The sequence below is a fragment of the Paraburkholderia sp. BCC1876 genome (assembly GCF_902833695.1).
In the GTDB taxonomy this organism is placed as follows: domain Bacteria; phylum Pseudomonadota; class Gammaproteobacteria; order Burkholderiales; family Burkholderiaceae; genus Paraburkholderia.
Genome location: NZ_CADFGI010000001.1, coordinates 656,116 through 678,568, shown reverse-complemented (window position 1 = coordinate 678,568; position 22,453 = coordinate 656,116). Strand labels below are relative to the sequence as shown.

22 protein-coding genes are annotated in these 22,453 nt (G+C 61.4%); 12 read left to right on the top strand and 10 right to left on the bottom strand.

Going from position 1 to position 22,453, the window contains the following annotated elements:
- Positions 1–113 precede the first annotated feature (113 nt).
- The 4 genes from HWY05_RS02850 to HWY05_RS02835 all read left to right on the top strand — a co-directional run bounded on the left by HWY05_RS02850 (position 114) and on the right by HWY05_RS02835 (position 3,838).
- Positions 114–1,508: an FAD-dependent oxidoreductase gene (locus HWY05_RS02850; RefSeq protein WP_176057325.1), complete on the top strand. Its 1,395-nt coding sequence runs from the start codon at positions 114–116 to the stop codon at positions 1,506–1,508.
- Entirely contained in the window at positions 1,505–2,320 is an 816-nt protein-coding gene (locus HWY05_RS02845; RefSeq protein ID WP_176057324.1) for a TlpA disulfide reductase family protein, read from the top strand. Before HWY05_RS02850 ends, HWY05_RS02845 begins: the two co-directional genes overlap by 4 nt.
- Before the next feature lie 129 nt (positions 2,321–2,449).
- A complete protein-coding gene (locus HWY05_RS02840; RefSeq protein WP_244146469.1) occupies positions 2,450–3,142 on the top strand; it encodes a hypothetical protein in 693 nt (230 codons plus the stop codon).
- Positions 3,143–3,286: 144 nt separating this feature from the next.
- Positions 3,287–3,838 (top strand): hypothetical protein, encoded by a 552-nt coding sequence (locus tag HWY05_RS02835; RefSeq protein ID WP_176057323.1) that lies wholly within the window; start codon positions 3,287–3,289, stop codon positions 3,836–3,838.
- An 81-nt stretch (positions 3,839–3,919) separates the two neighbouring features.
- On the opposite strand, the gene HWY05_RS02830 is transcribed toward HWY05_RS02835, so the two are convergent.
- The 6 genes from HWY05_RS02830 to HWY05_RS02805 all read right to left on the bottom strand — a co-directional run bounded on the left by HWY05_RS02830 (position 3,920) and on the right by HWY05_RS02805 (position 12,103).
- The gene (locus HWY05_RS02830; protein WP_176057322.1) at positions 3,920–4,972 is read right to left on the bottom strand and encodes a fatty acid desaturase; all 1,053 of its coding nucleotides are present in this window, start codon (positions 4,970–4,972) and stop codon (positions 3,920–3,922) included.
- Between the two features lie 154 nt (positions 4,973–5,126).
- Complete coding sequence (locus HWY05_RS02825) at positions 5,127–5,855, bottom strand: CDP-diacylglycerol diphosphatase (protein WP_176057774.1); 729 nt, start codon at positions 5,853–5,855, stop codon at positions 5,127–5,129.
- A gap of 145 nt (positions 5,856–6,000) precedes the next feature.
- Complete coding sequence (gene iaaH, locus HWY05_RS02820; RefSeq protein ID WP_176057321.1) at positions 6,001–7,455, bottom strand: indoleacetamide hydrolase; 1,455 nt, start codon at positions 7,453–7,455, stop codon at positions 6,001–6,003.
- A gap of 277 nt (positions 7,456–7,732) precedes the next feature.
- The gene (locus HWY05_RS02815) at positions 7,733–7,948 is read right to left on the bottom strand and encodes a hypothetical protein (protein WP_035558106.1); all 216 of its coding nucleotides are present in this window, start codon (positions 7,946–7,948) and stop codon (positions 7,733–7,735) included.
- Positions 7,949–8,280: 332 nt separating this feature from the next.
- Positions 8,281–8,955 carry an NAD(P)H-dependent oxidoreductase gene (locus HWY05_RS02810; RefSeq protein ID WP_176057320.1) on the bottom strand — a complete coding sequence of 225 codons (675 nt, stop codon included), beginning with the start codon at positions 8,953–8,955 and terminating at the stop codon, positions 8,281–8,283.
- 388 nt (positions 8,956–9,343) lie between these two features.
- Positions 9,344–12,103 carry a TonB-dependent receptor gene (locus HWY05_RS02805; RefSeq protein ID WP_176057319.1) on the bottom strand — a complete coding sequence of 920 codons (2,760 nt, stop codon included), beginning with the start codon at positions 12,101–12,103 and terminating at the stop codon, positions 9,344–9,346.
- Positions 12,104–12,318: 215 nt separating this feature from the next.
- On the opposite strand from HWY05_RS02805, the gene HWY05_RS02800 reads away from it, so the two are divergent.
- A complete protein-coding gene (locus HWY05_RS02800; protein WP_176057318.1) occupies positions 12,319–12,576 on the top strand; it encodes a hypothetical protein in 258 nt (85 codons plus the stop codon).
- A gap of 210 nt (positions 12,577–12,786) precedes the next feature.
- Here HWY05_RS02800 and HWY05_RS02795 read toward each other — a convergent pair whose 3' ends face one another.
- Complete coding sequence (locus HWY05_RS02795; RefSeq protein ID WP_176057317.1) at positions 12,787–13,071, bottom strand: hypothetical protein; 285 nt, start codon at positions 13,069–13,071, stop codon at positions 12,787–12,789.
- Between the two features lie 79 nt (positions 13,072–13,150).
- Between HWY05_RS02795 and HWY05_RS02790 the strand changes: the two genes are divergently transcribed.
- Positions 13,151–13,903: a J domain-containing protein gene (locus HWY05_RS02790; RefSeq protein WP_176057316.1), complete on the top strand. Its 753-nt coding sequence runs from the start codon at positions 13,151–13,153 to the stop codon at positions 13,901–13,903.
- 4 nt (positions 13,904–13,907) lie between these two features.
- On the opposite strand, the gene HWY05_RS02785 is transcribed toward HWY05_RS02790, so the two are convergent.
- Positions 13,908–14,573 carry a gamma-glutamylcyclotransferase gene (locus HWY05_RS02785; protein WP_035558096.1) on the bottom strand — a complete coding sequence of 222 codons (666 nt, stop codon included), beginning with the start codon at positions 14,571–14,573 and terminating at the stop codon, positions 13,908–13,910.
- Positions 14,574–14,941: 368 nt separating this feature from the next.
- Here HWY05_RS02785 and HWY05_RS02780 point away from each other — a divergent pair, with 368 nt between their 5' ends.
- The 3 genes from HWY05_RS02780 to HWY05_RS02770 all read left to right on the top strand — a co-directional run bounded on the left by HWY05_RS02780 (position 14,942) and on the right by HWY05_RS02770 (position 17,652).
- Positions 14,942–16,513 carry an MFS transporter gene (locus tag HWY05_RS02780; protein WP_176057315.1) on the top strand — a complete coding sequence of 524 codons (1,572 nt, stop codon included), beginning with the start codon at positions 14,942–14,944 and terminating at the stop codon, positions 16,511–16,513.
- A gap of 213 nt (positions 16,514–16,726) precedes the next feature.
- Positions 16,727–16,930: a hypothetical protein gene (locus tag HWY05_RS02775; RefSeq protein WP_176057314.1), complete on the top strand. Its 204-nt coding sequence runs from the start codon at positions 16,727–16,729 to the stop codon at positions 16,928–16,930.
- 248 nt (positions 16,931–17,178) lie between these two features.
- Positions 17,179–17,652 (top strand): protein-tyrosine-phosphatase, encoded by a 474-nt coding sequence (locus tag HWY05_RS02770; protein WP_051981358.1) that lies wholly within the window; start codon positions 17,179–17,181, stop codon positions 17,650–17,652.
- Between the two features lie 8 nt (positions 17,653–17,660).
- On the opposite strand, the gene HWY05_RS02765 is transcribed toward HWY05_RS02770, so the two are convergent.
- Entirely contained in the window at positions 17,661–17,987 is a 327-nt protein-coding gene (locus tag HWY05_RS02765; protein ID WP_081936234.1) for an H-NS family nucleoid-associated regulatory protein, read from the bottom strand.
- A gap of 785 nt (positions 17,988–18,772) precedes the next feature.
- On the opposite strand from HWY05_RS02765, the gene HWY05_RS02760 reads away from it, so the two are divergent.
- The 3 genes from HWY05_RS02760 to HWY05_RS02750 all read left to right on the top strand — a co-directional run bounded on the left by HWY05_RS02760 (position 18,773) and on the right by HWY05_RS02750 (position 21,426).
- Complete coding sequence (locus HWY05_RS02760; protein WP_176057313.1) at positions 18,773–19,078, top strand: hypothetical protein; 306 nt, start codon at positions 18,773–18,775, stop codon at positions 19,076–19,078.
- Positions 19,079–19,447: 369 nt separating this feature from the next.
- Positions 19,448–20,794 carry an MFS transporter gene (locus HWY05_RS02755; RefSeq protein ID WP_244146468.1) on the top strand — a complete coding sequence of 449 codons (1,347 nt, stop codon included), beginning with the start codon at positions 19,448–19,450 and terminating at the stop codon, positions 20,792–20,794.
- Positions 20,795–20,916: 122 nt separating this feature from the next.
- Complete coding sequence (locus HWY05_RS02750; RefSeq protein WP_035558081.1) at positions 20,917–21,426, top strand: low affinity iron permease family protein; 510 nt, start codon at positions 20,917–20,919, stop codon at positions 21,424–21,426.
- Positions 21,427–21,491: 65 nt separating this feature from the next.
- On the opposite strand, the gene HWY05_RS02745 is transcribed toward HWY05_RS02750, so the two are convergent.
- Positions 21,492–21,842: a hypothetical protein gene (locus HWY05_RS02745; protein ID WP_176057312.1), complete on the bottom strand. Its 351-nt coding sequence runs from the start codon at positions 21,840–21,842 to the stop codon at positions 21,492–21,494.
- Positions 21,843–22,453: the final 611 nt, after the last annotated feature.

Genomic DNA, 22,453 nt, shown 5'->3' with positions numbered 1-22,453 from the left:
CGTCGCGAGCGTCGGCAAACGCCGGTTGGGCTCATAGAATTCAGCCACTGAGATCCGAGCCGATGCGCTTCCCGTTGAAACGCACCGGGCGATAACCCAAACTGGAGTTGGCGATGTCGAATGTCGAACACTATGAATATGTTTTCCTCGGCGGCGGAAAGGGCGGCAAAACACTCGCGATGGACCTGGCTCAAGCCGGCAAGCGGGTTGCGCTGATCGAGCGCGGAATGATCGGCGGATCGTGTATCAATGTGGCCTGTATCCCGACCAAGGCGTTGATTCAGAATGCGCGGATCGCACATGTGCGCAATGCTCATCGGCACGATAGCGACGTGACCGAAGGCCCGAAAACCGATATGAAAAAGGTGCTCGGTAACGTGCGCTCGGTGGTGAGTGGCATGGTGGACACCAATCTGAAAGCATTTCTCGGCTCGGGCCTTGATCTGGTATTGGGAACCGGCCGCTTTGTCGGCCCGCGCAGGATTCATGTCGAGACGAACGAAGGCGCTGCCCGGATCATCGAGGGTGAGCACGTTTTCATCAATACAGGTACCACCGCCGCGATTCCCGACGTGCCGGGTCTGAAAGACGCACAACCGCTTACGCACGTCGAAGCACTGCAACTGGATTCGCTGCCGGACCATTTGATCGTGATCGGCGGCGGCTATATCGGACTCGAAATGGCGCAGGCGTTCCGGCGGTTGGGCAGCAGCGTGACGCTGATTCAGGAAGCGCCCCGTGTTGCGATGCGCGAGGATGAAGACGTCACGTCGGAAATTCAGGCTGCGCTGGCCGAAGAGGGCGTCGAGATTCTGGTCGGTGCCAGGCCGGTGAAGGTGACGGGCACGTCGGGCCACGCCGTTACGGTCGAACTGGAAAGCGGCGCGGTAGTGTCGGGCACGCACGTGCTCGTCGCCGCGGGGCGCACGCCTGTGACGAAGAATTTGGCGCTCGACGCAGCCGGCGTCGAAACGGACGAACGTGGCTTCATCAAGGTCGACGAGCGGCTCGCGACGACTGCCGCCAACACCTGGGCCATCGGCGAAGTGGCGGGCACACCGATGTTCACACACGCATCGTTCGACGACTACCGCGTCCTGAAGTCGCAACTTGCCGGCGGCAACATGACGACGAAAAACCGCATCGTTCCTTACGCGCTGTTCATCGAACCCGAACTCGGCCGCATCGGCCTGAACGAAACCGAAGCGAAGGCACGCGGTATCGACGTGCGGGTGGCGAAGATTCCGATGGCGGTCGTGCCGCGCGCCCGCACGAATGGAGCGACGAAGGGCTTCATGAAGGTTCTGGTCGATCAGCATTCGGACCAGATTCTGGGATTCACGATGCTGGGCACGAACGCCGGCGACGTGGTGACGGCCGTACAGATGGCCATGATCGGCAAGCTCCCTTATACGGCGGTGCGCGACGCGATCATCGCGCATCCGCTGATCTCCGAAGGCCTGAATATCCTGCTGGGCAAGGTTCCGGCACGCGCCGCCCATCAATGAACATCGGCCCTTATTCGTTCCCGGTCGCGCCGCTCATTCTTCTGGCGAGCATCGGCATTGCGCTTTGGGTGGCGCGCATGGCCAACCATGGCGGCGCTGCAGCGGAAACGACCATTCTGTATAGCGTGGTGACCGGACTGTTGGTGTCCCGACTCGCGTTCGTTGGGCAATACCTGCCGGCCTATCGGGGAGACGTGCTGAAAATGCTCGATTTCCGCGACCTCGGCTTCGAGCCGGTACCGGGCGCCGTAGCCGGCGCGATGGTTCTGCTAGTGCTGCTCGCGAAGCGGCGACACGTGCGCCGCGCCGCGATGCTCGCGGTTTTTGCCGGTTGCGCGAGTTGGGGTTTGGCGACGGCTTTCGCCGATGCGAGAGAGCCTGCAGCATTTCTGCCTGCGGTAGAGGTGCTCGATATGAATGGCAACCCGCAGCCCCTTGCCCATCACGACGGCAAGCCGCTAGTCGTGAATCTGTGGGCGAGCTGGTGTGGGCCATGTCGAGCCGAGATGCCCGTTCTGGCCGAAGTGCAAAGAGACTTCACGCAGGTGGACATCGCGTTTATCAATCAGGGGGAGTCGGAAGCCACGGTGAACGACTTTGTGACGGAGCACGGGCTTGTGCTGCACAACCTCGCGCGTGACCCGAACCTTGCCGTGGCGCGCGCAGTCGGCGCAAGAGCGTTCCCGACCACGCTGTTTTACGACCAGAACGGCAAGCTGCTGGCAATGCATCTGGGGCCGTTCTCGCGAGCAACGTTCGAGCAGGCACTTGAGACGCTCTACCCGAAAACGGCGCGTGGCGCAGTTCATTAACGGCTTTTGTAATTCGGCTCTACGCTGCCGTTTATTTTTATCACGGCCTTCCCGGTCCCGGATCTCAGCGCGAAACGGCAGGGGCCCGGCGTCATTGCGATAGGGAAATTCGTCTTAACCTGGTGGGCCATGCGTCGACGTCTCTTCGATAACAATCTTCCGGTTCTTTCATTGAATATGCGACTGATCTCTCTTCTCATTGGCGCCTTTTCCTGTTTGTCGGCCTTCGCGCACGCGCAGACCAACCCGACGGTCACGCTGCCTTTCGAAACACATGCCGCCTATTTTTCCCGCGAGGTGACGTCGCCAACGATTCTCGACCCGCAGGTCTTCGTGCATGACAAAAGCGCCCAGGCGGAGCGCCATTGGCAGGGTATCGAACATGTTACGGGTGTGCGCAACGCACAGATTGACGATGCCGGCGCAACGGATCTTTATACGGCTAAAGGTACGCCCTTGGGGATGACGGCCGGGCAATGGTTCACAGCCGGTGGCACCGTGATGCTGAAGCCGCGCGCGGATGGTCGGGAAGACGTAACGGTGCAGTTGCACGGCCTGAAACCCGGTGGGAAATTCAGCCTTTTCGAAAATCACTTCGACCAGCAACCCACTGGTTTCACGCCGGTTGACGGTACGGGAAACGGCAACTCTTTTGTCGCCGATTCGAATGGCTTCGCAAACGTCAGCATGGTTGCACCGGCTCGGATGAGCCATGCCAACGCCGTGCTCGTGGTGTATCACTCCGACAACGAGACGCACGGCAGCGAGCGCGGCGCAATTGGCGAGACCGCGCATCATCAATTGATTGCGCGGGTGCCTTGATGCGGGTATTGCCGGGACTGATGGGGTGAAGGCGGGAGCATGGACGAGAGCAAACCCGGCGTGCCTTTTGAGGCATGTGGCTAAAGCGCACAAAGAAAATGCCGATAAACAGACTTTGCCGACGACGTAGACAAGGTCACAACGATGAAAAACACGCTCAAAAATAATGGCGCGCGGGCAGTCTTCGCGGTAGCTGCCACGGCATGTCTGTTGACGGGATGCGTCACCACGGTTCCATCGAGCCAGTCTGATGAGAACGATTTGAGCGGCTCATACAAGGTGGTCGATCAGTCGCGTCGCCAGTCGCTCCAGGCGGAGTCCGCGGAGATCAAGTTTTTCCGAAGCGCTCCTGATGTAGGCGGTGGTATATCCGCCGGCTATCTGAAGTTGACCGGTCCATCAGTACCCGATGGCTGGGCTTTCCCGGCCTGCGGATATCCAGGCGATGGGGTGCGAAGCGGCTTCTCCGGAAACGCGGACCCGGCAAACATCGAAATCATCCGGTGCACGAATCCGCAGGACTTACGGTCGATGCCGGTCATCTTTCTCATCAAGACCAAGGACGGCAGCGCGTTTCATTATTCATCCGGAATTCTGGACCCGTTCAACAAGTCGCTTGAGGTCAGTACTGGACGTCTTCTTGTTATTAACTGGTGGCCCGATAGTCAATCGGCTTATGTGCTGAAGGCTAATTGAGCGCGAGTGCTATCAGCGTCCGGAGTCCCTTTGGTGTTGAATGGCACCACAGACGGCATCGTCAGTTACGGCTTGAGGTCGTCACCGAAAACCCGTTGGGCGACGCCGGTACGCTCGTGCGTGAGTCGAGCGTTTTCGTTCATTCGTGAATTTGGCGAGCGTTCCGAGCGACGGATTTCGCCGGTCTACGTCGGACGAAGCGGCCGCCACGGGATGCGCGACCGCAGCGAATCCATAGCGCGTGACCCATTCGCTGTAACCCCGGACCAGAAAGCCACCTGAGCGCTCAACGTATTGCTGACGCGACGTCTCATAGATTCCCCGCAGCGCAAACCACGGCACATGCGGTAGGTCATGATGCACCAGATGATAGTTGTTGTTCAGAAACAGCAGCCGCCAGAACCACGACGCTTCGTTAATCACCGTACGATGTTCAGAAGCCTGCGCGACGCGATGTTCCTGAAACGAGCGAATGGAACCCAGCGACAACGCGCCGTAACCCACACCCACAATAAACGCCCACGCCGGAATTCCGCAGTCATTCCGCAACCACAGCGTTAAAGCAGTCAACGCCGCAAAGTGCGCAAACCACACCGGCACATCTCGCCAATCACCGCGCCTGACTTTGCTGAGTGCATCCACACCGGTTGCTGCAATAGAAAACGCCGGGCCAACCAGCAATCTGCCGATAAACGTATTGCGGAACGTCAGCAACGCACGGATCGCCCACCCCGCGCGTTGCCACACCAATGCATTGACGAAGTAGCTTTCCGGATCGCGTTCCGGGTGCGTCAAATGCGCATCGTCATGATGCTGAAGATGCGAATTGCGATAGATGCCATAGGGAAACCACACGGCAAGCGGCGCGATACCGAGTGCTGCATTGAACAGGCGCGAGCGGGTTGGATGACCATGCAACAGTTCATGCTGCAGTGACATGTACCACGCGCCGAGCAAAGCCAGCAGTGCGACGGTAAGCGGCAACCCGAGCTCGCGCGCATGGGTGGCAACACCGAACCATCCGCTGTAAATCGTGACGATCAGCGTCCATGTCGGCCACTGCGTGCGCCATGTCCAGCTTGTCGCGAGTTGGGCGAGGGTTTTGCGCTGCGTATCGTCGAGGTAAAACGCCATGGGCTTGATCGGTCGAAGTGCATGTTCAGACCGATCCTACGGACCCATGGGCGCCGCCAGAACCATTTTGTTCAGCAATGCATCTGCCCGAACGTGCTTAGGCGGGGTACATCTCGCCAGCGCGCGTGCGGCCCGATCCGGCGGTCAATGGTGGTCAATGCGCGTCCGCCACGCGGCAGGCGTGATCGAGCAGGGGCTCCGCCGTGCCGCTGCCGTTGTCCACTTCGGTGCCGCTATTCACGAGCAGCCAGCCGTCCTGTTGCGCGGACGGCCCCGCGCCCGTCACGAGTATGGTCTGCGTGGCCATCGCCGCTTCGCCCGGATTATCGCGTGCGACGACGCGGAAAGGATTGCCGCTGTTCGTCAGCGTGGTGACGCGCATGATCCGGTAGCGGTTGCCGTCGAGCGTGTCCCAATGCCATTCGCCGGGTGCATCTTTCGCGTGACGTGCAAGCGCGTCGCTGATATCGCCACGCATGCAATCGATGTGAATATGCAACAGGTTCTGTGAACGCCGGTACTTCGAATTGATTTCAAGGCCGAGCTGATTGTCGGGCAGCGTGCGCTTGACCGATTGCTCGACGTAACGGCGCGAATCCCATGCATCGACCCAATAGTCCTGCGCGTGCGGCGCCAGTACGAGCGGGCTTTCGATCCCGGTGATGCGGTCGGTCGGAATCAGCAGATGCTGCGACCGCCCGACAATGTCCTTCAGGATCGCATAGCGTTGGTCGAGATCGACGGTCGTGCATTGGCCCGGTGTGCCGGTTGCCTGTTGCGACGGCACGCAGCGCAGGTCGACGATTTTCCATAGCGCGTTGGAATCGATCGTGGCGAGGCGTGCGCAGCCAGTGGCCGCGAGCGCGACGGTCAGCGCCGCCATCGCAGACAACAGGCCGACGCTGCGGCGCGAAAGAGCCCGCCGTGACAGGCGGGACGTGTGTGTTTTCAACGGTGCATCGGTTGGCGTTTTTGTCGGTGCGATCATCGGTATTTCGTCGGTATTTTCAAAGGAGGTCGCGCGCGGATCAAAGCGTCGGTGCGGGCAGCACACCAAGCAACCGCTCGAACGCGACGCCGATTGCCAGCAGCCGCCGGTCCTCACCCAGCGGCCCGTCCAGTTCCAGGCCGACCGGCAAGCCACCCGGGGTCATGCCGGCAGGCAGCGACAGCCCCGGAATACCCGCCGTGCTGGCCGGATCGGTATTGCGCAGGAACGCGTCCATGGTGTCGATCGGTTCGCCGCCGTCGATGCTGACGAACGACGAGCCATACACATCGTCGATCGGCGCGGCGGCGAGACGCGTGGTCGGAAACAGCAGCGCGTCGAGCCGCTCGTCGGCGAAGGTCGCGGCCATGTACGCCCGCAAACGCGGCCGCCACAGATTCAACGCGTCGTCGTATTGCGCGGCCAGCACGTCGCCGAGCACGCCGTCGTAAATCGCACGGACGTCCGGGCTCGCAATGCGGGCCGCGAGTTCGGCGACGGTTTTAACCGGCGCGTCGTTCGCGACGAGCCAGGCGGGCACGTCGTCGCGCGCCTCGTGGATCGCAATCGGGCCGCCCACCATGCCGTTCAAATGATCGAGCTCACGCATTGCCACCGGCACGAACACCACGCCCGCTGCTTCGAGCCGCCGCAACGCGTCGCGCGCAATGTCGTCTACCTGGCGCTCGAGCCCGTCCCACAGCGACGCGGGCAAGCCGATGCGCAAGCCGCTCAGCGTGATTACCGGCAACGCGCCGCTGCCGGTAATCACGCCGTCCAGCAGCGCGATATCGGCGACGGTGCGTGCCATCGGCCCGACCGTATCGCGCGTATGGCTGATCGGCACCACGGCGTCCGGGTCGTGATAACGCCGTTCAGCGCCGCCATTGCCGACCGAAGGACGAAACCCCGCCGTGCCCGTCAACGCCGCCGGAATGCGCGTCGAGCCGCCGGTATCGGTGCCGAGTCCGGCGGGCACGATGCGCGCGGCAATCGCCGCCGCGGTGCCGCCCGACGAACCGCCCGGAATCCGCGTGGGATCGTAGGGATTGCGCACCGGGCCCGCGTGCGTGGCGAGATTCGTGCTGGTGATGCCGAACGCGAGTTCGTGCATGTTGGCCTTGCCGAGCACGATCGCGCCGGCGTCGATCAGACGCTGCACCGAGGGCGCGTTCGCCTTCGGGATGAAGCCTTCCAGCGCCGGCGTGCCCGCCGAGGTTTGCAAACCGGCTGTGTTGATGTTGTCCTTCACGACGATCGGTAAGCCGGCTAGCGGCAATTGCGCGAGCGCGGCGGCCGGCAACGCGTCGATGCGTCGTGCGGCGGCGAGCGCGCCGTCGAGGTCGAGCGTGGTCAGCGCGTTGAGGCTCCCAAGCGACGCCGCGCGCGCGAGCAGCGTGGCCACGTAGTCGGCGGCTTTGAGGCGGCCCGACTGGATGGCGGCGATGGCGTCGGTGGCGGTTAGCGCGAGTTGTTCATCGACGGTCCATGTCATGGCCGGTGTCTCCATAGGTTAGGGTGCCGGGTCGGCGCGATGGGTTTGGTGGCAGGCAGCGAGCGCAGTGCGGCACGCGCGAACGCAGGCCATTCGGCTACGACCGCCGGATCGGTACGGGAGGAAGGGGCAGGGAAAAGCGGGCAGCGGAGGGCGGCGACAACGGTCGATACGTCGGTCATGGCGGGCGTGCAGGGGACGAGCTCGAGGTGTCGTCTATTCTGGCACAACCTGCCTTGCGTCGACGCCGGTCGACGCAAGGCCGTAGCGGATGGCGTTACTGGTGGTTATCGATCCACATGCGTCCCCAGCGGAACGCGTACGCGAGCGCATGCTCTTCGTCGAAGAAGTAATCCAGCGCGTCGAATGAATAGGCCTGCTCGTGGTTCGCAGCGGTTTTCTCGATCGTCAGGTTGGCGGCGAACAGGCCGTTGGGCAGGCGTTGCGCAACCGGCGCGACTTCGTAACCCTTGTAGCGGAGATGTGAATTCATGGTCGTGGCAGTGAGTATGCCCGCTTGCGTTGTCGAGGAAACCGGCGCGTGGGACGCGTATTGGCAGCGTCGGGCGGCTGGTGAGTCGGCGGGCAGGATCAAGCGTAGAGGGCACTGCGCGGCCGGTGAACGAATCATTCGTCGTAAGCAAATCAGCGGGGTTCGGGAACGGACTTCATCCGCCCGCATCGGACCATATCGGTTGTGCTCGCACACACTATCCGGCGTGGCGGGGCCGTGGTCTGTTATGTGGCGCACGGTTCGGACAAGCGCGAACGCCGTGGACCGCTAATGCGGCGCCACGGCGTTCAGGCAACGTGTTTCGAAGAGGATTAAACGGCGTGCAACAGGCGCGCGGGTTGCGTTTCGTTGCGTGCTGCTTCGTTCTGCGCGCCGGAGACCGGCGCGGCAGAAGGCGTGCGATGTGAGGCAAAAGCCAGTGCGAATTGCGCGGCCTGCTGGCCGACCGTGGCGAGCTGATCGACCACTTTCGGATCCGAGCAGGTGTCGACGCTGTCGAAGCGCGTTTCCAGCGTATTGATGCCGGCGCCGAACGGCGTGGGCCAGCCGCGCAACGCATGGACGATGGAACGCAGCGACGTCAGCACCGAACCGGCGGCTTGCCAGCCGTACGCGGTGACGATACAGCCTACCGCGCGGCCGTCCAGATACGGACGCTCGTCGGCGCGCAATTCCTCGAGCGTATCCAGCGCATTCTTGACGAGCCCGGACACGCCGCCGTGATAACCCGGCGTGGCGATGATCAGCGCGTCCGCGTGGCGCACGGCTTCGATCAGTTCGAGCTGTTCGTCGGTGCGGGCGGGATTTTCAGGGGCGTAGTGGGGCAGGCTATGCAGGAAGGTGCCGCCGAACAGGCGGGTTTGTGCGCCGGCGGCTTCCGCGCCGCGCAACGCAAAGCCGAGCGCGCGCTCGGTCGACGAGGCGGCGCGGGTCGTGCCGCCAATGCCGATAACGAGTGGCCGGCGCTGATGATCGAAACTGGTCAACGAAATGCTCCTTCGGTAGCGGCTCACAGCTTGCCGGCGCGGGGCTGCGCGCAGCGAAGCCGGGACGAACCGGACTTTGAAGTGTCATCTTAAAGACCATCGCCTGCTGCGCGAAGCGACTTTTTGTTCTAACGATATAACCCGCGTGAGGCAGCGGGTCTTTTTTCTGCTCGCGAATGTGCGCTGGAATGCACTTGGATCGATGCGGGATAAGCATATGGCGAACGATTCGTTGGGGGCGCACTGGGCGGACGCTATGATCGAATCGTCTCCTCCATGACATCTCCTTGACATGGGACTCGGCCTCGCTACGTTAAGTGGCGAGGCCTTTTTTTCGTCTATCGTGGGGAGTGGAGAACCGGGCCGCAGGCGGCCCGGTAGTGGTGCGTCAGAACTTGTAGGTCGCGCCGATCTGGGCAAAACGCCCGACGTAGGAGTACAGCGAGGTGTCGTAACCGGACTGGTAGCTCGCGTTCATGAAGGTCGGATCGAACGGCGGCGCGCGGTTGAAGATGTTGTCGACACCCGCATAGAGCGTCCAGTGCTTGATCCCCGTGTAGCTGAAGAACAGATTGAACTGGCTATAGGACGACACGCCGTCCTTCATGCCGGGATAGTTTCCAGGCGGCAGAATGGCTTGCGCGTAAGGCCCGGTATAAACCCAGGTCAAGGTGGCATTCCACTTCTGGTAGTTCCAGTTCAGATCGGTATTGCCCTTCCAGCGCGGGAAGCTGGCGCCGAACGGCGTATTCTGCGCACCGTTGTTGCCGGCGAAATCGGTCGTAACGCCGCCCACCGGCATTTTGAAGTGCCACACGTACGTCCAGTCTCCGGACAGGGTGAACGTGCCGATTTTGGTGGCCACCGATTGCCGGAACGTCGTTTCGAAGCCGTCCGTATCGAGCGACGCCAGGTTCTGGTACGGCAGCAAAACATACGCGATCGAGCCATTCGGGTTCCGGATGACCTTCGACGGATCGTTCTCATTCACCACGGACTGGATATCGTCCGTGCCGATCACGTTGTCGATGTGGATCTTGTACCAGTCGAAGCCGATGTCGGTGGTGCGGGTCGGCGACAACTGGAAGCCGAGGTTGTAGTTCCTGGTCCGCTCCGGTTGCAGGTTGCGCGAGCCCGCCTGGATTTCTTCACGCAACACATAAGCGCCCGGATCGTTCGGATCGTGCGGATCGATCGCTCCCTGGGCACCGAACGTTTTTGACGAGGTGTTTTCAATCAGCGTCGGCGCGCGGAAGCCGCGCGTGTACGACCCGTACATCGTCAATTGACGAACCGGCTGGAAGCGAAGCGCGAAACGCGGCGAGAACGCACCGCCGAAATCGCTGTAGTGATCGTAACGGCCGGACTGGCTGAAGGTCAGGTTCGTCAGGAGCGGAATATCCACCTGGTAATAGACCGCAGCCACGTTGCGTTCGCCGTCGACGGACTGGATCGACGGATTGACGTAGGTGCCGTTCACGTAGCCCGCGCCGGTGCCGATGTACTGACTCTGATGCAGGAACTGGGTGCCGAAACCGAGGCCGACGTCGCCGGTGGGCAGCGTGAACAGATGAGGTGTCGCCAGCGTAGCGTCAACCGCGTCGAGTTTCGTGATCGCCTGCGTCGAGGTGCTGCCGTACAACCCGTTCAGGCCGTTCGGCGTCGCGGCCGGATTGGCGAAGTCGAACCCACCGTTCTGAATGATGTTGGTCAGCGCGTTCGCGTTGATCAGGTTGGAAAAGGTGTTTGACACCGTGTTCTGCGAATGCGTATACGCGGCGCTCCAGTCCCAGTCTCCAATGCCCGGGGTCGTGAACGAGCCTTTGACACCGGTGGCGGCGCGCCAGAAATTGGAACTCGTGCGCACCGACTGCGTGGCGGGGAACGCATAGCGAAGCTGCGTCGGCACGCCGAACGGGTTGTAGGGATTGCTTGCAGGCACAACGTTCGAGATCAGGTTGACGCCGCCGGTGGCGGGATCGTAAGTCTGCGTGCTGGAGCTCAACCGTCCGACGAAATTATTGGTGTTGGTCGTATTGTTGCTTTCCCACAGATCGGCGAACGCCTGCATCGCGTCGTTGATCTTGAAGTCGGCGTGGACCTTCGCGCTCAGGCGTTCGGTCCACGGCGAAAGGGAGGTCGCGTAGGCGGTGTTGTTCTGGCAGACGGTGCCGCCGGAACCATAAGTCTGCGCATTGGCATTGGCCGGCGCGACCGTGCCGCCGTTGGGGCAAGGACTCAGCGGCACGTTGCCGATGCCGTTGCCGCGCCGCCAGTACGATGGCGACTGGTTCGAGAGGCCGCCGGGCTGATTCGAGAAATCCTGGTTCTGCGTCGCATCGCGGTCGGAGGCCAGAAAGCCGTTCGATTTGTAGTAACTGAGCGCGGCCGTCACGTTGAACCGGTCCGAATTCAGATCGCCGATACCGCCCAGGATACTGAAGCGGGTCGTGCCCTGGCCGCCGCCATTCTGCGTGGCGCCGCCGTAGCTGCCGCCCAGTTCCAGGCCCTGAAAGTTGTGCTTGGTGATGATGTTCACCACACCGGCAATGGCGTCGGAGCCGTACTGCGAGACGGCGCCGGTCTTCACGATTTCAATGCGATCGATGATGTTCAACGGCAACGTATTCACGTCGAAAAACTGATCGGTCCCGTTGACGGCGAATGCGTAAGGCGCGACGCGCTGCCCGTCGACCAGCACCAGCGTGTACTTTTCGCTGAGGCCGCGCAATGCGATGCCCGCGCCGCCCGGCGCGAAGCTGTTGGTCGATCCCTCGCCCCAGCTGCTGGCCGAATTGGCGGACACGTTGCGCAGGTAGTCGGCCACATTGGTATAGCCGCTGTTTTCTATGTCCTTCGCCGTGATCTTCTGAACCTGATTGAAGCCCACCTTGTCGGCGCTGCGAATCAGCGATCCGGTCACTTCGAAGGTCTTGATCTGTTGGACCTTCTCTTTGGACGCGGTCGCCGGGGTTGTGGCCGGGCTCGTGGCCGGTGGCGTAGCGCTATTGACAGACGGTGTCGCGGCCGTATTTCCCGCCGCGGTAGGCTGGCTCTGCGCGAATGCCGGTACGGCGAGCGCAGCCGAAAACGCCAACTCGGCCCAGATTATTCTTTTTATGGCTAATGCCAATGCACGCTGTTTCAATTTTTCCCCTTTCTCGCTTGTAAATAGAGCTACGCCAAAAATGGTTGGCGAGGTCTCGTGAACCTCACCACACGATTGGCGGCGATATTGCGCCGCACCATATAAAGCTGTCCCATCCATTCACTTCGCCTCGCGCTGATTTACCGTGCGCGAAGTTGAAGGCGAACAGACGGGACACGCTAAATTTCAACGTGTCGGATTACCGGGTGATAGAAATGAAAGTGCTTCGTTTTCTCGTGTCTCACTCAGGCATGGCCGAAACTGCGACCTATCGTTTTAACGTCAATTTCGTCTGCTCAAGCGGCATGGGGGCGTATAGCGGGAATGCTGAAGCCTCGTTTTCGGGAATAAAAAGGCCTGAAAAACATATGCAATCAGCCTACTTTCGTCCGACAGGTTTCATACTTTTTTCCATGCGGCACATTACAGACCCTCTTGGGATCGTGAAGATATCAAGAAAAAAAATTACATAGCAAACTTTTTTTGATAAAAATACAAAAAGTTTCATGAAGAGGAAGTACGGATTTGAAAAATGAAAGGTATTGGTAATTTTATTTATGCGATTCGAATGCGTCGCGATTGCGCGAATAGCGCGCGAGGTGAGCGGGTTAATGTGCTGGGCCGAAAAAATCTGAAGCGGTTGAAGCGAGTTGTAGAAAGTAATCGGTGGAATTCTGTTGGTTTTATGGAATGGCGGAAGATAGGAATCGAATCGACGGGGTTGCTCGCGCGACGGTGTTTTTTGAAGAGATATTGCTCGACGGTGAATGTCGTCTATCGGCGCGAATATCGCGCGTGCGATTGGGATTTTGCGCCCCAACCGTATTCTGTTTTATCGCCGGAACTGACAGCTTCGCGAGAAAGCGTTCGAAAAGCGGGGCGGTTTTCGCGTGCGCCACCAAGCCTCTCTGCTGGCCGCGTGCGACGCGCGAAGCCCTTGGCGTGAAATCGCGGTCACGCCGGTTCATGCGCGCTCATGCAGATGGCTGACATTTTTCACATGCTAGGATGATTCGCGACGCGATTCACGGCGAGGTCGAGCAGGCAATGGCAACTCTTTATGAAACGCTTGGCGTGCCCACGCACGCCACCGACGACGAAATCAAGCGAGCCTACCGCAAGGCCGCGATGAAGTGGCACCCGGACCGCAACAGCGGCGCGGAAGACGTTGCGCGCGCCACTTTTCAGGAGATCAAGGACGCGTACGCGCTCCTCTCCGACGCCGCGCAACGCAAGGTGTACGACGCGGTCTACGCCGAGCAGATGCGCGGCTGGGAGGCGCAGCGTACGCGTCAGCAACGGGCTCAGGCGGAGCGCGAAGCAGCAGCGCGAGCCGCCGACGAAGTGGCCTACGCGGAGATGGTGTCGCTCGCCATGCGTTTCGCCGACGAAGGCCACAACCGCGACGTGCTGTTCGGCGTGTTGCTCGGGCGCCGCTGCGAGGCGCGGCGAGCCGCGCAGATCGCGGACAGCGTGGCGGCGTTGCAGAGGGCGCGGCGCGAAGCGGAAGCGGCAGCGAAGGTTGACGTGGAGGTTGCGACTGCCGAAGCCGCGTTCGACAACAACGCAAAGCCTGCTTCGGCGCAGGCGGCGGCTTCAGGTTCGGCTTCCGCGCAACCGGGCGCCGCGACGCGTGAAGCGCCGATGAATCGCGCGGGCCGCGGCAAGCGCGAGGACAAGCGTGACGACAAGCGCGAAGAACAGCATGAAGACAAACCCACCGACCCCACTTCCGCCGCGCATCCCGCCGGTGTACTCGGGGGTCTCTGGTTTCAATTCCTGAACGGCTTGCGGTTCTGACGCATCACGCGGGCTGGTTCGTGAGTCGCGCCAGTTCGGCCGCGAGGTCGTCGATATAAGGATCGTTGAGTCCGCAATCGACGAGCGCGGTTTGCAGCTTGAACACGTACTCGGCATTGGTGCCGAACAGGCCCGTCGCGACCGCCATCGACGCGCCGATCGTCGACGCCCGCGCGTCGCCTTCGTATTGCTGATCCTGCGGCTCGGCCACGAAGGCGATCGCCTGGACTTGCGTGCCGTCTTCGAGCGTCACGGGTGCCCAGGTCGGACGATACGCGCCGGTCACCATCTCGCGAATCCACAGAATCCGCAATTCTTCGACGAGCGTCGCGCCGCACAGGCGCAGCGCGACGCCTTGCGTGCTGCCGCCCGGTTCGAGTGCGAGCATGCGACCCGGCTGTTCAGGCGTTGCACGGCCCGCGATCAGCCGGATGCAGAAACTGCGATGCCAGCCATGCAGTGTCGCGATGCGACGGCAGTCGAAGTCGGAGATCGGATTCCACATCAGCGAGCCATAAGCGAACACCCAGACCTCGCCGTCGTCCGGACGCTGGCGCAGCGTTTGCGCGAGCGACGCGTCGATCCGCTCCTGGGTCCAGAGCATTTCTTTGGGCAGCGAATCGAAGCTCTCGAGATAGGCGCCCGAGCTGATGGCGTTTCTGTTCAACATCCGATGGTCCCGTCATGGTGTGCCGCGCGCGGGGTTCAGGCCGCATCGGCGTAAAAGATCACCACCAGTATGAACGTGACGGCCGCCCGGAAAAATCCGTCTGACGGAAATGCTGTGTCGCCGTGATGGCGACAATCGCTGCCGACCTTTTGCCGTGTAGTTAGCGAATCCCCAAGCCGCCGCTACGTCTTCAGCATCGCTGATTGTCGCGTTTCAGGCCGCTCAGTCACGACCTGGAGGCTCTTTATCCGCCCCGTCGCCGTCGCCAGAATGACGCCTTTGAGTGCTGGTGCTTCGCGGGCGCGTCCGGCCGGCGCTCGTGGTTCGCCACGCCATGCCACGGCCGGATTTCGGGGAAGGACTGATCGATGAAAACTGTAACGTCACACGGCGAGGCCAGCGCCAAACCGCTGATTCTTGCCGCCGTCTGTTTATCCGCGCTGGTGCTGCCGCTGGCGTTCTCGGGCGGCGCGGTCGCTACACCCGCGATCGGGCGCGATCTGGGCGGCAGCGCGGGCGCGCTCACCTGGATCACGAACGCCTTCATGCTGAGCTTCGGCAGCCTGCTGATGGCGGCCGGCGCGCTCGCCGATCAGTTCGGCCGCAAGCGGCTTTTCGTGGCCGGGCTGGGCGGTTTTATCGTGGCGTCGGTGGCGCTGAGTCTGGCGCCTTCGGTGGCCTGGCTCGATGCGTTGCGCGCGCTGCAGGGCGTCGCGGCGGCGGCGTCGCTGGCGAGCGGATCCGCGGCGCTTGCGCAGGAATTCACCGGCCACGCCCGCACGCGCGCGTTCAGCCTGCTGGGGACGAGTTTCGGTCTCGGCCTCGCATTCGGTCCGCTAATGGCGGGTGCGTTGATCACGCACTTCGGCTGGCGCGCGATCTTCGTGGCGATCGCCGCGATCGGCGCGCTCGCGTTCGTGTTCGGCGTGCCGCGCATGCGCGAAACACGCGACCCGGCCGCCACCGGTCTCGACTGGCCCGGCACGCTGAGCTTCACCGGCACGCTCGGGCTCTTCACGGTCGCGGTGATTCAGGCGCCGCAAGCCGGTTGGTCCAGCGCGCTGGTGGTCGGCCTGCTGGGCGCGTCGGCGGTCATGCTGGCCGTGTTCGTGACGGTGGAACTGCACGTCGCCAGGCCGATGCTGGATCTGAGCCTGTTTCGCTATCCGCGTTTCGTGGGGGTGCAGATTCTGCCGGTCGGCACCTGCTACTGCTACATCGTGCTGATCGTGATGTTGCCGCTGCGTTTTATCGGCGCGGAGGGTCTCAGCGAAATGGAGGCGGGCCTGCTGATGATCGCGTTGTCGGCACCGTTGCTTGCCGTGCCGCTGCTGGTTGCTGCGTTGACGCGGTGGATATCGGCAGGCGTGCTGTCGGGGCTCGGTTTTCTGATCGCCGCAGCGGGACTTTACTGGCTGAGCTGTGTCGACATTGGCGCATCGCGCGGGTCCGCGATTGTGCCGATGCTGATCGTCGGCATCGGCGCGGGGATGCCATGGGGTTTGATGGACGGACTATCGGTGAGTGTCGTCCCGAAGGAGCGCGCGGGCATGGCCACGGGCATTTTCAGCACGACGCGGGTGGCGGGCGAAGGCATTGCGCTCGCGATCGTCACGGCGATACTCGCGGGCCTCGCGCAACACAGCCTTACGCGAATAACAGCGGACGGCAGCCCTGCGATGACAGAGCGCATTGCCGAAGCCGCGCAGCGTTTGACCACGGGCGACTTGGCAAGCGCCGCCGCGAGTTTGCCGCAAATCAGCCGGCACGAACTCGCGCTCAGCTATACGCAGGCGTTCACGAGTTTGCTGCACGTATTGATCGTGATCACGCTGCTGTCCGCGTGTGCGTCGTTCGCGTTTTTGAGCCGCACGGGAGCGCAGCAGAACGAACAAGACAACGAGCCATTGCAAGAGGCCGAAGAATCCGCCGTGGTGTGACGAAAGACAGGTTGGCCGCCAGACCATAGACGTAGGCCGATTTGATAGAGACCTCGGCCTTTAGCGCGGCAAGCCGCGCTTCTAGAATCAAAGACACGTTCTTACCGTTCGCGACGCGAGTCGAGCGAATGCCGTTCCGTTCTGACCGATCTCCACCATCAGGCAATCCCTCACGCGGTCTTTCACGCAGTCCCTCCACGAGGTACGACGCTCATGTTCACTTTCATTATTGTCGTCGCAGTGGCGGCCTTCGTTCCCTACGTCGCGGCGCCGGGCATTGCGAACGGCGTCAAGGCAGTTAGCAAGCCTGCCGCAGCCGCCACGCAGTTCGAGCCGACTCTTCCCGCGACGGTGCAAGGCAGCGACGCGGCCAATCGGATCGTGTCGGAGAGGCGCGACAGCGAGGCCGCGAGTTGACGAGATTGATGCGCCGCAGTCATGTGACGAAACGCAGCGTATCGGCGCATGAGCGACAGCTTAATGAAAGCATGGTTGTTCACGCTGCTACACTGGCGGGCAGAAGCATTGCGCGGCGCCGGAGAGTCGAGTCCCCTGGTACAACTTCCCGTAGCGCCATCAACCAGGTCATCGTAGTGTCACGAGGGCGCAAGACTGCGACGGCAGAATGCTGCACAGAAGCAAAAATATATGGGTACGGGGTGAGCGTGACCAGAAAATATAAGGTGCTGTTTCTCTGCCGTGAGAATTCAGCAAGCAGCATTATTGCCGAAGCTTTATTGCGGGAACTGGCGGGACACCGTTTCGATGCATTCAGCGCGGGGCCGGAACCGGCCGCGCGGGTTCATCCATTTGCCGTGGCGCAATTGCGGCCGGGCATTTCGGAACTCGGCGTACTCGGCGCCAAAAGCTGGCTGGAATTCACCGGCGAGTGGGCACCGCGAATGGATGTCATCGTGGCCATGGACGACTTCGTCGCCGCGCCTTACGCGCCTGTCTTTCCGGGGGAACCGGCTTTGTATCGCTGGAGCTTTGCCGATCCGCTGGCGGACGACGTTTCGGAGGCGGAACGCGGGCGGCTGTTCGACAAACTGTTCTGGCAAATCGTGCGGCAGATCAGCGCATTCATTCAATTGCCGCAATACACAGTGCCGCCGCAACTCACCACCTGCAACGCGTGAGCGCCGGATTAACGATTGTTCGAACGGGCCAACGGGCTGCCTGCGAACGGATCGTTTTTCCAGTCCACGTTTTTCTTCGGCTGCGGGGTGGGCGCCGGCGCTGCCGACAATTCAAAGTGGTCGATTGATTGCCCGGCGCTGATTGCCTGTTTGAGCCACTGCGGCATGTCGCCCTGGCCGTCCCAGCTATCTCCGGTGGCGCTACGGTAGCGTGCGTCCTTTTGAGCTGCGGGCTCGGCCGCCAATATCGCGGCCAGATCTTCCGGCTCGATACCAAACTCTTCCATGCGATGGCGGAGATACGCAATCATGCTATCTCGCTTCCTTTCGTCCATAAGATATTCGTCCTTCTAAAGCGTCCGGCGTTCTGTCAGTTACAGATTGCAAGGAAAAGCCGCGTAAGCCTGTAGCCCATCTAAATGGGGCCGGCCCGCGGTCGGGTTATCGATTGAAGGAAATGCTTCTGGCAGCGTTAAATAACGTTGCTCCGTAAATTGCGGTACTGCATTTGTCCGGTCAGGCTGCCATTAATACCAGCTATGCCGATCGGCACGATCAAGCACATTCAGCGCGTATTCCGGCGCACTGCCTGACGGCAGATAAGGCTGGATAAGCCTTGCGGCCGCCTGGGAACGAACGATGTTGACGATGCGCTGAGTGCGTCCGGCTGGTTTCACGTCCACGCTTCCGTCTCTCGCCGGTGCCTCGCGTGGGGCCGTTTTTTTACGTTATGGCAGCATCATAACGCACTGCGCGGGCAACGCACGCGCTGGTTTGTCGGATTTTGTTCGCGAGTGCGGCTAAGCGAACCGGTCCGACGGCAAATCGCATAGCTTGCGAGTCGGAGATTGAATTCCTGAGCGGCCGACCTATAACGGAACAGCGGAGCCAAAATCCGCGTTTCCAGCCTGTGGCGATCGATTCCGGCGCGCCGCGAGAACGCGTCCGACATCGGTTGCAGGTCTGGCAATGAGTAGTTTGTTTAGTTCGGTGACTCGCCGCAGCAGTCATGCATTGGCAATGACTCGTCCGTCGGCCCGATTGGGCGGCCAGGCGTTTTTTCGCGGATCAATTCTTTGGGAGGACGAGTTCTGCTGCGCCGGATTCGAGGAGTCTGGACATGAAATTTTATCTATGGGTCGCAATGGCAAGCGCGGTTCTGCTGCTCGTGCCGGTGAGTGTCGGCGCGCTGCAGACGGATAGCGGCGAAGGCGACGGTATGTCGGGCCGCACGCTGATGCAACAGAACGCGAACGAATCGGTGCAAGCAACCACCGACATGTCGTTCGGAGAAGCGGGACAGCCCGTGCAGGGCGTGCGGAACGCGTCTTATGGCGGCGTGGCCGCGGGGCAATCGGAAATGGGCGGCCGGCAGAGCCAGCCGTGTTCTTCCGGGCCGTTATGCCGGGTTTATTTTGGTCAATGAAAAGGGCCGGCGGGCGAGGGTGCGGTGCGGGTGACAGACATCGCAACTTCGCACCGCTTTCATGCAAATCCCCCGATGACATCGTTAAGAAGCAGCGCTCGCGTGCGCTTGCGCAAGCGCTATGCCCACGCGCCAGGACCGCATCAATAACCCCACGCGCGACTGCGATTTTTCGGGGCGGTCAGCGAGCGGTTTAATACGATGTTATGGTGTGCGCATACTGGTTTTCACTCACTGAGTTCCGGTGACGCAATCTCTGGCAGGTCCACAGGACCTGCTTTTTTATTCAGGGTGGGCAGTCCGCGACTCGATTAGCCCGGCACTGCCGCTCCAATCCCACTCGTTGTTAAGTAACCCGCAAACAATACTATGTTGATGGAAGATAATCTGCCGTCGAGCCACGCCTCGACGGACGATGGTGCATCGTCGTCCGTGCGTTCGTGGCTCGCGGTCGGCGCCGTTGCAATCGGCGCTTTTGCCTTCGTGACCACCGAATTTTTGCCGGTCGGATTGTTGCCGCGCGTCGCGGCGGATCTGGGCGTCTCGCCGGGCACTGCCGGGTTGATGGTCACCGTGCCCGGCGTGATCGCGGCGATTTCGGCGCCGGGTCTGATGCTGGTGGCGGGGCGCATGGATCGGCGGCGCGTTTTTCTGCTGCTCACCGCGTTGCTGCTGGCGTCGAATCTGATCTCCGCCTTTGCGCCGGATTTCCTTTTCATGCTGGTGGGCCGTGCGTTGCTCGGCGCCGCGTTGGGCGGTTTCTGGACGCTGGCTACGGCGGCGTCAGGCCGCCTCGTGCGGCCGAAAGATTCCGCGCGCGCCATGGCGACGATATTGACTGGCGTAACGTGCGCAACGGTGATCGGCGTGCCGCTCGGCACGTTCATCGCGAGTTTCGCATCGTGGCGTGCTTCGTTCATGGCGACCGGGGTGCTGGTTGCGGTGGCGCTCGTCGCGCAGTTCTTCTTCGTGCCGTCGTTGCCGTCGAATGCGGCATTGCGCCTGCACGATCTCGTGACGTTGCTGCGCCGTTCGCATCCGCGTAAAAGCATGCTGATGGTGGCGCTGGTGTTCGGCGCGCATTTCTCGTCGTACACGTACATCACGCCATTCCTGTTGCGCAATGCGAATCTGAACATGTCCACGATTACCTGGCTGCTGCTCGGTTTCGGCATTATCGGTTTCGTCTCCAACTTCGCGGTGTCGTCCACGGTCACGCGCAATCTGAAGATCTCGCTGGGTGTGATGGTGTCGCTGCTGATGGTCGCGTTGGTATCGTTGCCGCTGTTGCAGCATTCGTCGATTGGCGTAACGGCGCTCGTGCTCGCGTGGGGCGTTTCGTTCGGCGCATTGCCGTTGTGTTTCAGTATCTGGATTCAGCGCGCCACGCCGGATTCGCCGGAAGCCGGGTCGGCTTTGTTCGTCAGCATCATTCAGGTGGCGATCGCACTCGGCTCGCTGGTGGGCGGGATGGTGGTCGATCACGTCGGGATTTCGGCCGATCTTCTGCTTGGTAGCGCGCTCGCCTTGCTGGGGCTCGGTGTGTTGCTGAGTTTCGGGCGGGGGGGGCAGGGTGCGACGGTTGCGGCTGGGGTGGCTGAGGCGGTGAATCATTCGGCCAGCAAGGTCGCCAACAATGTGGCCAATAAGCCGACAGGCAAGCCGGTCAGCGAGCCCACAGCGACAACGGTAGCGTGTCCCGCCTGTACTGACTAACAGCGTCGACGCCGTGCGTAGCCGCATGCTTCATTGCGGCATGATCCTCCAACACATGCCACAGCCACACGGCACGCAAAATGCTACCCAGCGGATGTGGATCACAACCGTTGGAGGCAGCCATGCGAGCAGCAAAACCGGGCTCTTACGCAGACAGCCTGAGCACCGTCCCGGACACAGCGAGCCCAGCGTACGCGGCACGCCACCCCATCACGCGCGCTTTCGATACCTTCGCCAGTTCGGTCACGCGGCTGGCCGGCTCACCGGTTGCATTCGGCGTCGCGGCAATCACGGTGATCGTCTGGGGCGTGACGGGTCCGCTATTCCACTTTTCCGACGGCTGGCAACTGGTGATCAATACCGGCACGACCATCATTACCTTTTTGATGGTCTTTCTGATCCAGCAAAGTCAGAACAAGGACAGCGTGGCGGTGCATCTGAAGCTGAATGAACTGCTCGCGTCGCATCGCGCGGCGAACGATCAATTGATCGGCATTGAAGACGCATCCGAAGACGAGCTTCGACGACTCGCGGCCGCTTATTTGCGGCTGGCGAGCCGGGCGCAGGGTGACGATCAGGAAAGTATCGACGTCGATGCATGCATGGAAAAGCCGGTGAAGTCGCGGGGATAAACGTGACTCAAACGCGACTCATATGACGAGCACAGCTTCGATACTTGCTGCCAGGGACGTTTCGATCAGCGCAGCACCCGGACCGGCGAACCGGTGTAGTTCACGCGAAGCACATTGCCTTCAGGCGTCATGATGCGAGGGATGTCGGTGGGGCGTGGTGATATGGGCTTTTTAAAGGTGTCCGCCACGCGTTTGCCCGGAGCGGATCTCGCAACCGGATCCGCAACCCGACGCGGCGTTGCTCTCGATACATGGTGGGGAATGAGCGGCGTCTTGCCCGCCATACCCTTGCCGCTAACGGATGGCTGCGGGAGCCGCGCTTCCGGCGGGTTCCAGATCTCGATGTAGTGCTCGCCGGCTACCGCTGTCGAAGCGAACGCCAGCAGCACAGCACCTCGGATCGCAAATCGAAACATGTTTTCTCCCTGGGCTTGCCCCACGTTTGCGGAGCGTCACGACTACGCGGCGTGGCTCGCGAGACCCCGCACCACGGTTCGTGGGCAGGTTCGGACATCCATCGGGAGGCACTGTACATCCATACAGGTTTTTGCGCAATCCTGTGATTGCCGGATGGCCAATCCGGGTCCCCGATGAACTGCCCGCGCCTGCAATCGACAATGGGCGCGAAGTGCCGCCGCACACATGCTTTTTCGTCAAAGCGGACTGCATGGCTCTTGCGGCTCGCTGAAAAAATTGGGCATCTAGTCCACCGTTTATCGAGTCTGGTGCGCCGAAGTTTTCCGGGGGAGATCGCCCATGTCGATCTACTTAACGTTATGTGTCAACGAAAGAGAAATGTTCGGGATGGCGAAATATAGTGTGGCCGGAATTGGTCGCATCCTGACGACTCCGCACATGAAGTAGCAGACGGTCATCTCCGGTTAATTAAATTTTGGTAGCCACCGAAATTCCATCCACTAGCGCACAGGCAACGCTCGTACTGCACCGCAGCCTGGCCACACTCCGTTAACCGACCGTAATCGCTCGTGGTTTTTTCTTCTGGCTACGCGCGTCGCGATTCGTTATG

What these genes read in the sequence shown, in the direction of transcription:
- HWY05_RS02780 (WP_176057315.1), top strand. Translation starts at nt 14,942, where the DNA reads ATGAAAACTGTAACGTCACACGGCGAGGCCAGCGCCAAACCGCTGATT.
- HWY05_RS02745 (WP_176057312.1), bottom strand. Translation starts at nt 21,842, where the DNA reads ATGTTTCGATTTGCGATCCGAGGTGCTGTGCTGCTGGCGTTCGCTTCG.
- iaaH (WP_176057321.1), bottom strand. Translation starts at nt 7,455, where the DNA reads ATGACATGGACCGTCGATGAACAACTCGCGCTAACCGCCACCGACGCC.
- HWY05_RS02765 (WP_081936234.1), bottom strand. Translation starts at nt 17,987, where the DNA reads ATGGACGAAAGGAAGCGAGATAGCATGATTGCGTATCTCCGCCATCGC.
- HWY05_RS02800 (WP_176057318.1), top strand. Translation starts at nt 12,319, where the DNA reads ATGAAAGTGCTTCGTTTTCTCGTGTCTCACTCAGGCATGGCCGAAACT.
- HWY05_RS02830 (WP_176057322.1), bottom strand. Translation starts at nt 4,972, where the DNA reads ATGGCGTTTTACCTCGACGATACGCAGCGCAAAACCCTCGCCCAACTC.
- HWY05_RS02825 (WP_176057774.1), bottom strand. Translation starts at nt 5,855, where the DNA reads ATGGCGGCGCTGACCGTCGCGCTCGCGGCCACTGGCTGCGCACGCCTC.
- HWY05_RS02845 (WP_176057324.1), top strand. Translation starts at nt 1,505, where the DNA reads ATGAACATCGGCCCTTATTCGTTCCCGGTCGCGCCGCTCATTCTTCTG.
- HWY05_RS02835 (WP_176057323.1), top strand. Translation starts at nt 3,287, where the DNA reads ATGAAAAACACGCTCAAAAATAATGGCGCGCGGGCAGTCTTCGCGGTA.
- HWY05_RS02790 (WP_176057316.1), top strand. Translation starts at nt 13,151, where the DNA reads ATGGCAACTCTTTATGAAACGCTTGGCGTGCCCACGCACGCCACCGAC.
- HWY05_RS02755 (WP_244146468.1), top strand. Translation starts at nt 19,448, where the DNA reads ATGTTGATGGAAGATAATCTGCCGTCGAGCCACGCCTCGACGGACGAT.
- HWY05_RS02795 (WP_176057317.1), bottom strand. Translation starts at nt 13,071, where the DNA reads ATGAACCGGCGTGACCGCGATTTCACGCCAAGGGCTTCGCGCGTCGCA.
- HWY05_RS02850 (WP_176057325.1), top strand. Translation starts at nt 114, where the DNA reads ATGTCGAATGTCGAACACTATGAATATGTTTTCCTCGGCGGCGGAAAG.
- HWY05_RS02760 (WP_176057313.1), top strand. Translation starts at nt 18,773, where the DNA reads ATGAAATTTTATCTATGGGTCGCAATGGCAAGCGCGGTTCTGCTGCTC.
- HWY05_RS02815 (WP_035558106.1), bottom strand. Translation starts at nt 7,948, where the DNA reads ATGAATTCACATCTCCGCTACAAGGGTTACGAAGTCGCGCCGGTTGCG.
- HWY05_RS02840 (WP_244146469.1), top strand. Translation starts at nt 2,450, where the DNA reads ATGCGTCGACGTCTCTTCGATAACAATCTTCCGGTTCTTTCATTGAAT.
- HWY05_RS02775 (WP_176057314.1), top strand. Translation starts at nt 16,727, where the DNA reads ATGTTCACTTTCATTATTGTCGTCGCAGTGGCGGCCTTCGTTCCCTAC.
- HWY05_RS02750 (WP_035558081.1), top strand. Translation starts at nt 20,917, where the DNA reads ATGCGAGCAGCAAAACCGGGCTCTTACGCAGACAGCCTGAGCACCGTC.
- HWY05_RS02785 (WP_035558096.1), bottom strand. Translation starts at nt 14,573, where the DNA reads ATGTTGAACAGAAACGCCATCAGCTCGGGCGCCTATCTCGAGAGCTTC.